Here is a 10773-nt window from a genome sequence, read left to right on the forward strand (position 1 = left end):
AGCCGAGATCAGGTGTCGGCTAATGTGGCAGCGGATGAGGATGTGCGCTTTCCTCAGGCGGCAGGGACTCCGGGTAGTCGATGAAGGTTGTCCGAGACCGTCGTCCGCGTCTCGGCTGCCGATGTATCCCACAGGGATGCAAGGTTCTCCAGTGTGCTGACGAGGTCGACGGGGCGGGCGGGCCGCCCGCCGTGGCGGGCGTAAGGGCCGTCGGTCTCAAGGAGCACCCGGTCCCGCGGAATGTACTGGAGGAGCGCTGCAGCTTTTTTTGTTCGTATCATTGCGGGGTTGATAGAGAAGAACAGTCCTGCCGTGAGTGCGTCATCGATGACCGTAAGCGGTCCGGTGTACCAGTGGAGAATAGCCCGCACTCCGGCCTGGGCGAGGCGGGTGATGGTTTCGCGTTCGGCACCCCGGCTGTGGACGGTGACCGGCCGTGTCCGAAGTTCTGGGATCGCGAGGATCGCCTCGAAGACGCGGAGCTGCTGGTGGCGGGTTTGCACACCGGCGCGGGAGAAGTCCAGTCCGATCTCCCCGATCCACATCGACTGGGGCAGAAGTCTCAGGAAACGGGTCAACTCATGAGGACTCGCCGCACCGGCACGGAGGGGATGCAGACCGAGTGCCACGTCGACGCCAGCGCGGCGACCGAGACGCGCACGGAGCAGGCGGTGTTTGCCCGGGTCCTCGGTCACGGCGACGACATGTATTCCTGCGGCGCGGGCCTCGTCGAGAACAGCGAGGGGATCGTCGTATGCGTCGATATGACAGTGCGTGTCAGTCAGTGTGGCAGCTGTCATGGCACGGCCTGCACGAGGTCGGTGAGGTCGGTGCCCGCTCGGCCAGCGAGCCAGGCGCGGAGTTCGGCGAGTCCGCGGCGCCAGACGCCAGTGAAGGCGGCACGGTCACCGAGTGGGAGTGGGCCGTTGCGCAGGACGTCGCGGTCCGGGTTGTCGGTGACCGCTGCGCTGACGACAGCCCGCAGGTCCGCGCCGCGCCGGCTGCGGCGACGGAGCAACCTCGCCAGGTCGTCATTGTCGAACACGTCGTAGGCGTACTCCTCGTCGTCCCAACCGACATGCGCGAGGGAAGCGCGGCGTATAAGGCAAGGGAAGCAGTATCCGCAGTTACCTTGCCTGCGCCCGACGTAGCGCGCGGTTTCAGGGTGGGAGCAGGAGACGCTGAGCGGGGCAAGGCGTTGCAGCAGCGTGCTGTTGGCTGACCGTGCGAGGATCTCGCCCTTGGTCGACAGACGGTAGGGATTGACGACGGGGTTCGGGACCCCGATCGCGGTGGTGGCCTCCGCGAGCCGCCGCAGGAAGTGCGGGTGGGTCGTGCGGGTACTCGCGCTTCCGACACGGGCTCGGGTCAACGGGACATTGAGGCTGATGAACCCGTTCTCGGGGAGGTAGACCGGCACGTCGGTGCCTTCCGCCGCGGCGAGGGTCAACGCGGCGGCCAGGAAGAGCAGGGATCGCGACCGGGTGGTGTTCTCACGGGGCCCGGGAAGGGGACGGGCCTGCTGGCCGTTCGCTGGTGCGGGTCGCAGGTAGAGGCGGCGGGAGATGATGCGCTCAGCACCGTAGTGGCTTCGGAGGGCGTCGAGTAGGTACTGCTGGGCGGTGGATGCCTGCCCGCCTTCGTGGTGGGATACCAGGCACAGACGTCGGTTGGGGTCGGCTTCCAGAAGGTCGATGAGGCCGCTCAACGAGTCGAGCCCTCCGGAGAACAGGCAGACGCCGTCGACACCGAGTCCGGCAGGTCCCTCGGCTTGGGGAACACCGCTGACGTGGGCCAAGGGATGTCGCGCGGCGTGATAGGGCCGGAGCTGCCAGCGGTCACCGGTGAGGAAGCGCAGGGGTGTCTCGAAGTCGGCGCGCTGCCAGCCGGCCGCATCGCCGACGGGGAGCCGGAGGGTGATGTCCCTGGTCCAAGAGTCGGCCGTGCCACGCCGCAGGGTGGTCTTGTCCGCGCAATAGACCGCCGCTCCGAGAAGCATCAGGTCGGCGGCCGGGCGGGGCGGCTGCCAGCCGGCGAAGAACTCGGGTCCAGCGTCTCCGGTCTGGATCGTGGCCGCGGTCCGACCCGGCGCCCAGTCCAGAAGCCGGACCTCGTCAGGTTCGGCGGCGGGCGTGGTGAGGTCCGTTCGTACCAGATAGTCCGTCACTGCTGTTCTCCGTCCAGCCCTTGGATGGCCTCGTACGTCGCGCGGAGGGCGTCGTCGGCGATCTGCCGCCCCTGCGTACCCGACCAGTCCACCGTGAAGGGGTCATCGGGAAGGCGGAGCGAGACCATGGTCTGGATGATCTGACGCATCTCATCGTCCGCCCGGCGCACAGCGTGGGGGTCGGAGATGCGGGTGAGGCGTTCGGCGATGACGGGGACCCGGTTGTAGATGTAGTGAGCTAGGAACGACTCCAGCAAGGCGGCGAGGGTCTCCCTGGTGACCGCCGCGTCGGCCGTGCTGGTCAGGTCGGCCCAGGTGTCGGCGTCACCGAACACTTCCTCCAAGACGTCGCACACAGCGTCCCGGGCGGCCTGCGAGTCGAGGTCGTCCCCGTCTCCGGCAACGAAAGTAATCATTTCGTCGAGGATGTCGAAGCGTGTCCGGCCGACAAGCGCGGACAGCCCTAACGAGTCGAGGGTGCTTTCGAGGCCCTCGCCGCCGACGCCAGCGAGTAGCGCGCCGAGCCGCTGGACCCCCGTGGTGCCGGCCCTGGCACTGGCGGCAGCACCTGGGCCGCCCAGCACCGGGACGTGGCGGGCGAGTACCCGCCGAGCGAAGGCCGGGGTGTTCGGCGAGCCGGTGGCGAGTCCTCGCGTGTAGGACGCGGTCGCGTGCTTGAGCGGAGTCCACGCGCCGCCGCTGCCCGCTTGACGGTCGGTCGAGGTCCCCATCAGCGGCTGCCTGAGAGCTGGCGCATCTCCCGCGCGTGCCGGACGATGGGAGCCAACCCGGGAGCGGTGCTGTTCCCCCAGCGGTCGAGGAGCGCGGCCACGAGGGGGTTGTCAGCGGGTAGCCGGGCAATGTTTCCCGCGTGGTGCACCGGGATCGCCGCCGGCGGGATGCGCGTCAACGCCTCACAGACGGGCTGCAGGATGTCGGGGGCTCGCGCGGCGAGTTCGAGTGCCGCGACGAACGCGGGACTGTCTGCACGCCGTGCAAGCACCTCGACGAGGGCCTCCACCACCTGAAGCCGGTCCGCTGCGGGTAGCGCCACGATCTCGCCGCAGGCTCCTCGCCGAACTCCCGCGACCTCCGACTGAACTTTGGTCAGGAGCTCCTGCAATCGCGGAGGTAGCCGGGTCACGGCGACGCCCAGCGTCAACCTGTCGCGCGAGTAGGTGAAGTAAGGGCGTAGATCGACCTCCCGGAGCGACGGGGGCAGCTGCAGCCAGGCGGCGATGTGCGGCTTGCCCGCCCAGGTCCGCACTTCCTCTGCAACCTCGGGCTGGTCGTCTGCCCGCCGTCGAGTTCGACCCGCTGACGACCTCCGAGCGTTGGGGCCCCGGTCAGGGCGCCCGCCCTCTCCCGGTCCGGCTGTGTCCTCCTCGTCGGAGTCCGACCCTTCTCTGTCCGCCGGCGGCGCGGCGACCGATTCCGCCGCCGCGAGTTCCGGAATCGGTCCTGGTGCGGTGAGCTGCCAGTCGTAGAGACGCTGGAAGTCGCTGACATGCTGCTCCTCCAAGGCCATCAGCTTGGCCAGCACAGGCAGCTGAAGCGTGACGCCCCGACGCTCTGCGCTCCGCTGCTTGAGGAGGAGGTTGTTGAGGAACCGCTTGAGCTGTCGGGGGTTTCCCCGCAGCCCTGTACCCAGCACCTGGGAGATGCTGGCGGCCCAATCCAGGTCATGGGCGAGCGTCGCCGGCACATCGTCCAGGACCTCGTCGGCCACTCCCAGGTTAAACGCCACCTGCAGGACTCCGGCGACTCGACGTTCACGAGTCTCGTCCAGCACCGCGGCGAACTGGTCGTCGTCGAGGTGCAGTTCGGCCAGCAGCAGGTTCGCGTACGTGTCGGCCTCGGGGGCGGACAAGGGAGGGATGACGACCTTGATCTGGAGCATCTTCTCCAGGTAGTTCGCACCGATCCCGCCACCACCAGGCTGCTGCAGCTGCGGGTACCGCGAGTCGATCGCGGACTCGACGACCGCCTGATTCGCCGCGATGACGTAGGCGGTCTTCGGCGTGTTCAGGAAGAGCCGGATCGCCTCGAACGTATCCACCACCGTTCCCGGCAGGCACCGGTCGAGGTCGTCGATGAACACCACGACAGCGTCCGTCCCGTCCAACGACGCTACGAGTTCGGCGAACTCGGCACGAAAACGGCCAGCGTCAAGACGCGACCCCCCTCGATCGTCGTCCTCGCCCGCCGTGCCCTGCGGCTCCTCCGGCGGCTGGCCGGCCACGCCCGCGACCCCGGCCAGCATCCCTTCCGCCAGTGTCGGGTCGATGTCGGGAAATACAGTCGGGAGCAGGAGTGGCGCGGCGGACACCGCCAACCGTCCGCCTGTGCGCCTCCACCGGCTCAGGTTCTGGGCGAACCCACGCAGCCGGGACACCTGCTCCTGCTGTGCGCCCTCAGTCGTCCTCTGACTGACCTCGTCAAGGATCTTCGTCATCAGGGCGACCTTGACATCGTCGTAGTCCTCGTACTGCCACGGACTGAACTCGACGCAGGCATAGCGCGACGGCGTCTCGTCATCGTCGCGGATCTTCAACAGCTCCTGCCGCGTGATCTTCATCAGGCTGCTCTTGCCCGAACCCCAATCCCCGAGCAGGCCGACCGTCAGAGGTAGCAGCCGAGGCTCGGTGAGGGCGACGACAAGGGCGTCCACCAGAAAATCGAAGCCGAGGAGATCAACATCTGTCTCGTTGTCCGCCCACATCCCCCGCTCCGTCTGCCACTCGACCGGGGCTGCGCATCGGCTGCGGCCCACGGCGAACAACGAGGATAGATCGGGTTCGGCAATCCCGTGCACCTGGCCCCCGCCCGCGGGTCGGTTCGGTGGCGCGAACCGAGTGCCGGTGCAGCAAGCGCTACTGCTGCGCCTCGCCGAGCCCCGCTCCTCTGTCATCCTGACAAGCGGGCGTCGCTGACCACAGCCAGGCGAGGCCGAAATCTGGGGGCAAGGTGCGGCAGCAGGCACTTCGACCGGCAAGTTGTTAGTTCGATGTCTTTGGTGCGATAAGAAGCGAAGCGGGCCCGCAGGTCGTGATCACCCAGATGGGGTGGTGTGTCACGAGGGAGAACTGCGGTGTCCGTGTCGTCCGACCCGTTCCTGGTCCGGGTCCTCGTGGTGCCGCTGTGCGCCGCAGTCTCGTTCAACGCCGCACTGGTGACCGGCGCCCTGGTCTGGATGGACGGGGAGAGCCTGCCCGGCGCGGTCCTCGCTGCCGGCGGCGCGTTCGCTGGCGCACTGCTCCTCGCCCTCGCGGTGGCTGATGTGCTTGCGCGCGGATGGTGAGGCGGTCACCCCACCAGAGGCAAGGGTTCCCGCCGCGCGTGCTCCTCCTCGACGCTGACGAACCGGGCCGATCGCCAGTTCACGAGAACCCGGTACCCGTCGGCCAGGCGGATCTGCGCGACATCGCAGCAGAACACCGCCGGGGCGATCCGCGTCCGTTCGGCCGCGGCGTGGACGTAGGCGTCGGAAACTCGAACCGCTTGCCGTCGATCATCAGCCGCATGTCCACCGGTCGATCTCGATCCAGCTATCGCGGGAAAGGACGGTCCGTTCACCGTTCCTCCGTCTCCCTGGCCCGTCGGCGTTCAGTGCGCCGAAGACCCCTTTCTCGCGTTCGCGGGACCCTCCGGCGGCGTGCGCTGAGTCAACGGAGTTTGGGCTGGCGGACCGACTCCTACGAGTCCCACGTTGACCCCCAAATTCCCGCTGCGCCGACGCCGCGCGACCCATCTCCCAGCCGCGACCCGTATTACCAGCGGGCTGTATCTTCAGCGACGTCTATACCAGAGGACGACCCGACGGCCCCGCCGCGCAGGGTTGAGTCGCCGCCCGAGTCACCTCCGGTCGGATCCGACGATCTAGCGCCTCCAGCAGGGCGCTAGATCGATGGAACTGAGTCTGCATTTGAAGCGTACCAGGGCGGATGTACACCCTCTGGATGCGTGGGCGCAGGGAAACGAGGCGAATCCGCCGAATTCCCCGGCGCCTCCCAATATCGAACTTTGAGGCCCCTGAAAGCTATTCAAAAATGTCCAGAAAAAGCCATCCAATGTGGGCCGTCAGGGACTCGAACCCTGAACTCGCCGGTTAAAAGCCGGCTGCTCTGCCAATTGAGCTAACGGCCCTGCGAGAGTCATGATACCGAACGGTGTGTCCTCGGGGTGGCGGCCGGGGTGTCGGTACGGCTTGTGGGGTTGTGGATGGGGTGGCGGGTGGTGTGGTGGGCGGGTTGTGGTGGCGCGTGGCCGCCCGTCCGCCCTGGATGGGGTGGACGGGCGGCGCCGGGTTAGTCGATCGCGGTGCCGTGTCGGGGGTAGTCGTGGGGGCTGCGGGTGCGGGGGATGAGGCGGGCGGTGTTGCGGGCGATCTCGGCGGCGAGGTCGGGGAGGATGTGGGTGTAGGTGTCGGCGGTGAGCATGATCGTGGAGTGGCCGAGGAGTTCTTGGACTGCCTTGAGGTCGGCGCCGGCAGCAAGGGCGAGGGTGGCGGCGCCGTGGCGGAGGCCGTGGATGGTGATGGGGGGTAGGTCGGCTTCCTGGACGAGGGTGTGGAAGCGGTTGGCGAGATGCTCGGGGTGGATCGGAGTGCCGTCGGGGTGGGTGAACGCGAGACCGTTGTTCGGCCAGGCGGTTCCGGCGGCGAGCCGGTTGGCGTGCTGGCGGGTGCGGCAGGCTTTCAGGACGGTGAGTGTGTCGGGGTCGAGGGAGATGACGCGGTCCCCGGCGTCGGATTTCGGCTTGGCAAGATGGGCTGTGTAGCCGATCTGGACGAACTGCCAGCGGATGGTGAGGGTTGCGTTGGTGAAGTCGATATCGTCGAGATGGACGGCGACGGATTCGCCGCGTCGGAGGCCCCGGTAGGCGATGAGGTGGAAGACGGGGTAGAGCGGGTCGCTGTGGGCGTGGTCGAGGAACTGTCCGGTTTGGGCTGGGGTCCAGACCATGACGGGGGAGGGTTTGGTACCTGTCTCTCGCCAGCGGGTGACGCGTTCGTCTGTCCATAGGAGCGCTTTGGGGCGTTTGCCGGAGTTGAGCTCGACGTACTGGGCAGGGTTGTGGGTCATGATTCCGCGGCGGATGGCGTCGTTGATGGCGGCTCGGAGTACTTCTCGGATGCGCTGCTGGGTGGCGGGTCCCGTGGGTCGCTTGCCGCGGGCGGCGCGTCGGATCTTCGGGTCGCCGGACTGGAGGTCCTGGATGATCCGGATGTTGTTTTCTTCGATGGCGGTGAACATGTCGTCGAGGTGTGAGATAGCGAGTCGTGTGAGTTGTACGGATCCGATGGCCGGTGTGATGTGGACTCTGATGTAGCCTTCGTATCCCAGGCGGGTTTTCGGGCGGATGGTCCTTCTGCTGTCGAGCCAGCGTTGCATCCAGGCGCCGACGGTGATGTCGGGGTTGAGATCGGCGTTGCGCCGGTATCGGTTCTTCACTTCGTCGACATCGGGGAGGGGTTTGTTGGCGTGGAGGGCGTGGCTAATCATGTCGGCGATGTTCTGGCGTCCGATGGTGTCATCCGCGTCGGCGATGGCGACGAGTGCTTCGATGCGGTCGATTCCTGCGCGTGCTTCGGCTTGGGTGGAAAATCCGCTGCGGCTGACGAGGCGGCGCTTGCCGTCAGGGTGGGGTGGGAGGTCGATACGATAGGACCAGGTTCCGTGATCGGCTCTCCATCCGCCGTTCGGGCGGCGAAGTCTTGGGCATGATCTCCCAAGCTGCCGATTCGACTCAGGGTCGCGGCAGCCGCATTTTTTGAAGATGGACCCTTTCAATGCGCACACTCCAGCATCGTCGATCAGGCGTTATTTGCCGAAACCGGACGGATGTTCCGGCGGCGGTCCCATTGATGCTCGATAAAACCGGTATGTCAAATCGTGGTATCCGGCGGTGCGACTGTTACGTGGAGAAGTTTTCGGATGGCGTGGGTGGGGACGATGTACCGACGTCCGATACGGAGTACGGGGACGGGGAACTCGTTGCGGGCGGCGAGTTCGTAGGCTTTCGTCCGGCCGATGCCGAGGATTTCGCCGGCGGTGACGAGATTGGTTCTCGCGCCGAGCTGGTCTATTTCTTCTTCAGTCCACGTCTTCACTCGACTCCTCGCGAGGACGGGTGCGGTTCTCCTCTGGGGGCGGGTGAGCCTCGGGCGCTGCTTCCCGGAAGGCTCCGCGAGAGGCGAGGGAAAGGGCCGGGGGCGTCCGACGGGCGGACGGGCGGCGCGGCGGTGTCGGTGCGGGCCGTTGCGCGCAGGGGCGGGCGCCCCGGGCCCGGGTGTGATCTGACGGTGATCTGACTGTTGTTGCGTGTGCAACTTGTGTCAGATCACCGTCAGATCACTGTCAGATCACCGTCAGGTCCTGTTCGTGCAGGTCAGAGCTGGTGTCAGGTCTCCTGGTCGGCTATCGGCCGGGTGGTGAGGAGCAGGATGTCCTCGTGGGCGGTGACGTGCAGGGGGGTGCCGGCGGCGTGGGCGGTGCGGGCGTTGTGGAGGGCGAAGAACGTCGTGCGGGACACCAGACGGCCTTGGCGCAGGCCGGCGAGGAGCGCTGCGGCGCGGGCGACGCGGACGAGCCCGACCTGCTGGGCGCTGTGCAGGATCGCGCCGGGAAGGTCGATGAGGTCACCGTCCTGGCGGTAGGGGCGTACGGCGATCGCGATGATTCCGCCGGGTCGTAGAAGGGCGGCGGCGCCGGTGAGAATGTCGGCGAATCCGGCCAGTAGATCGGTGAGGTCGGTGTTGGCGAGGTTTCCTCGGCCGGTGCTGTAGGTGTAGTCCCGTTTCCGGACCCCGTTCTCACGGTCCGCCTCGACGGTGCCGTGGGTCGCTTTCCCGTAGGGCGGCGAGGTGAGCACCAGCGCGGCTTTTCCCCGCGCGGCCTCGGGGGCGAGGGCGGGGAGCTGGCGGGAGTCTCCGGTGAGGAGCCGGATGGTCCCGGTGGCGCCCTGGGTGAGTGCGAGGGTGGCGTTGGCGCGGCCGATGACGGCCCAGCGGGACTCGTATTCGATCCCGAGGGCATGGCGGCCGAGGTGGGCGGCTTCCACCAGTGTGGTGCCGATTCCGCACATGGGGTCGACGACGAGATCACCGGGCTCGGTGAAGGTCTCGATGATGTGCCGGGCGAGAGCGGGCAGCATCCGGGCGGGATGTGCCAGGGATTCTGGGACGTATCGGTTCAGCCGCTGGAAACGCGGGAGGGTCTGCGATACCGCCCAGACGGTGAGCGGGACGGGGATGTGGCGGTCAGCCACGCGCACCACCACCGGGCTTGGCGAACACGGCCAGATCGGTGTGGACAGGGTGCAGGGGCCCGTGATCGGACGGGATGTCCACCGGGGGGTGAAGGCCGTCGCCGCGGATGGGACTGGTCAGGATGATGATGTGCTGGAGGTAGCGCAGGCCAGCGCCACGGGCCGCGGTGATGGTGTCCGCGAGCGGATCGGCGGCCCCGCTGACCGGAGTATGCACGGTGAGGCAATGTCCCCCGGGGCGGAGCATCCTGGCGAGGGTGCTCAGGTCGGCGAGAAGTGTTTCCGGGGTGGCGGCGGGCGGGTGGTCGATGACGAGTCCCGCGTCGCCCTCCCAGTTTCGGGTGCTGCCGGGAATGGTGCCCTCCGGGGTGCGGCGGAGCGCGATGTAGCGGCGCCGAAGATAGTCCGCGGCACCGGTGAGGATTCCCTTGTCGTCGAGGCTGACGACAAGGTCACGGGTGTTACTGAAGGTGGCGATAGCGCGGGCGGCGGCCTCGGCGGGTAGGGCCCCGGGGATTTCCGGGGTGCCGGTGGGCCAGACGGTGAGCGGAATGATCCGCGGCTGTGTGGTTCGGCTGGGACGGGGCTGGGGCATTCGGTTCCTCCGCACGGGAATTCCGGCGCACGCCGCCTGGGAAGGGCGGCGTGCGGCGGGATGTGGTGTGTGGGGCCGAGTGTTTTCCAGGCCGTCTGACGGTGATCTGACACAGATCTGACTCTGATCATCTGCACGGTTCACGGCAGCGTTGTTGATCAGAGTCAGATCACCGTCAGATCAGTGTCAGATCGCTTCCGGAGGCCTTTTTGCCTGGCCTGCCTGGGCGTGGACGAGTGTCAGATCAGTGTCAGATCACCGTCAGATGGGGTGTGGCGTCCTTGGGGCCGACCGAAACACAGGGCCTCACGGACGGGAGTCCATCCATGGCGGTGCACGACTTTGAGGACACGACTGGCTCGGCGTTGGATCTGGTCGAGACGTCGTTTCTGAGCCTGACGGAATCCCCGGGTGGGCTGGGGGTGAACGGCGCCGATTTCCCGGGTTTGGCGGACCGGTGGTTCGGTCTGCGGGAACTGCGGGTGGAGATGACTCGGCCGCAGGCCTCGTGGGCGACCCGGAACGCGGTGTGGGTGTTTCTTCTCGCGGCGCGGGACGTGGACGCGTGGAAGGTCGCGGCCGTGGGAATGGCGATGCCGGCGCTGCGGCATATCGCGGCCACGCTGGCCCCGGTCTACCGCGGCGAGGCCGCCGATCTGGACGCGGAGGTGCTGACCGGCTTTATCGACGTGTACGCCGGGCTGCCCGCCGGGACGCGGGGAATCCCCGGCCGTCTGGCGTT

9 protein-coding genes, 1 tRNA gene and 1 pseudogene are annotated in these 10773 nt (G+C 67.4%); 2 read left to right on the top strand and 9 right to left on the bottom strand.

Annotated elements, in window-relative coordinates; translation table 11 throughout:
• Positions 1-53: 53 nt before the first annotated feature.
• The 4 genes from ACG83_RS37440 to ACG83_RS37455 are packed head-to-tail and all read right to left on the bottom strand — an operon-like array spanning position 54 to position 4889.
• Positions 54-800, bottom strand: a complete 747-nt coding sequence (locus tag ACG83_RS37440) for a TatD family hydrolase (RefSeq protein ID WP_083473886.1) — start codon at positions 798-800, stop codon at positions 54-56.
• The gene (qatC, locus tag ACG83_RS37445; RefSeq protein ID WP_054570967.1) at positions 797-2167 is read right to left on the bottom strand and encodes a Qat anti-phage system QueC-like protein QatC; all 1371 of its coding nucleotides are present in this window, start codon (positions 2165-2167) and stop codon (positions 797-799) included. The genes ACG83_RS37440 and qatC overlap by 4 nt, the downstream gene beginning before the upstream one ends.
• The gene (locus tag ACG83_RS37450; protein ID WP_054570968.1) at positions 2164-2898 is read right to left on the bottom strand and encodes a hypothetical protein; all 735 of its coding nucleotides are present in this window, start codon (positions 2896-2898) and stop codon (positions 2164-2166) included. The genes qatC and ACG83_RS37450 overlap by 4 nt, the downstream gene beginning before the upstream one ends.
• Complete coding sequence (locus ACG83_RS37455; protein ID WP_054570969.1) at positions 2898-4889, bottom strand: P-loop NTPase fold protein; 1992 nt, start codon at positions 4887-4889, stop codon at positions 2898-2900. Before ACG83_RS37455 ends, ACG83_RS37450 begins: the two co-directional genes overlap by 1 nt.
• Before the next feature lie 369 nt (positions 4890-5258).
• Here ACG83_RS37455 and ACG83_RS37460 point away from each other — a divergent pair, with 369 nt between their 5' ends.
• Positions 5259-5468 carry a hypothetical protein gene (locus tag ACG83_RS37460; RefSeq protein ID WP_054570970.1) on the top strand — a complete coding sequence of 70 codons (210 nt, stop codon included), beginning with the start codon at positions 5259-5261 and terminating at the stop codon, positions 5466-5468.
• A gap of 772 nt (positions 5469-6240) precedes the next feature.
• Here ACG83_RS37460 and ACG83_RS37465 read toward each other — a convergent pair.
• The 5 genes from ACG83_RS37465 to ACG83_RS37480 all read right to left on the bottom strand — a co-directional run bounded on the left by ACG83_RS37465 (position 6241) and on the right by ACG83_RS37480 (position 10031).
• Positions 6241-6313 (bottom strand) — tRNA-Lys (locus tag ACG83_RS37465).
• Positions 6314-6474: 161 nt separating this feature from the next.
• On the bottom strand, positions 6475-7959 hold the full coding sequence (xerC, locus tag ACG83_RS37470; RefSeq protein WP_054570971.1) for a tyrosine recombinase XerC: 1485 nt from the start codon (positions 7957-7959) through the stop codon (positions 6475-6477).
• A gap of 95 nt (positions 7960-8054) precedes the next feature.
• Positions 8055-8279 carry a helix-turn-helix domain-containing protein gene (locus ACG83_RS43270; RefSeq protein ID WP_083473888.1) on the bottom strand — a complete coding sequence of 75 codons (225 nt, stop codon included), beginning with the start codon at positions 8277-8279 and terminating at the stop codon, positions 8055-8057.
• A 290-nt stretch (positions 8280-8569) separates the two neighbouring features.
• Entirely contained in the window at positions 8570-9442 is an 873-nt protein-coding gene (locus ACG83_RS37475; protein ID WP_054571014.1) for a TRM11 family methyltransferase, read from the bottom strand.
• Positions 9429-10031 carry a hypothetical protein gene (locus ACG83_RS37480; RefSeq protein ID WP_054570972.1) on the bottom strand — a complete coding sequence of 201 codons (603 nt, stop codon included), beginning with the start codon at positions 10029-10031 and terminating at the stop codon, positions 9429-9431. The genes ACG83_RS37475 and ACG83_RS37480 overlap by 14 nt, the downstream gene beginning before the upstream one ends.
• A 326-nt stretch (positions 10032-10357) precedes the next feature.
• Here ACG83_RS37480 and ACG83_RS37485 point away from each other — a divergent pair.
• Positions 10358-10773 (top strand): annotated as a pseudogene (locus ACG83_RS37485) (hypothetical protein); the annotation flags it as partial.

Source organism: Frankia sp. R43, assembly GCF_001306465.1.
Taxonomy (GTDB): domain Bacteria; phylum Actinomycetota; class Actinomycetes; order Frankiales; family Frankiaceae; genus Parafrankia; species Parafrankia irregularis.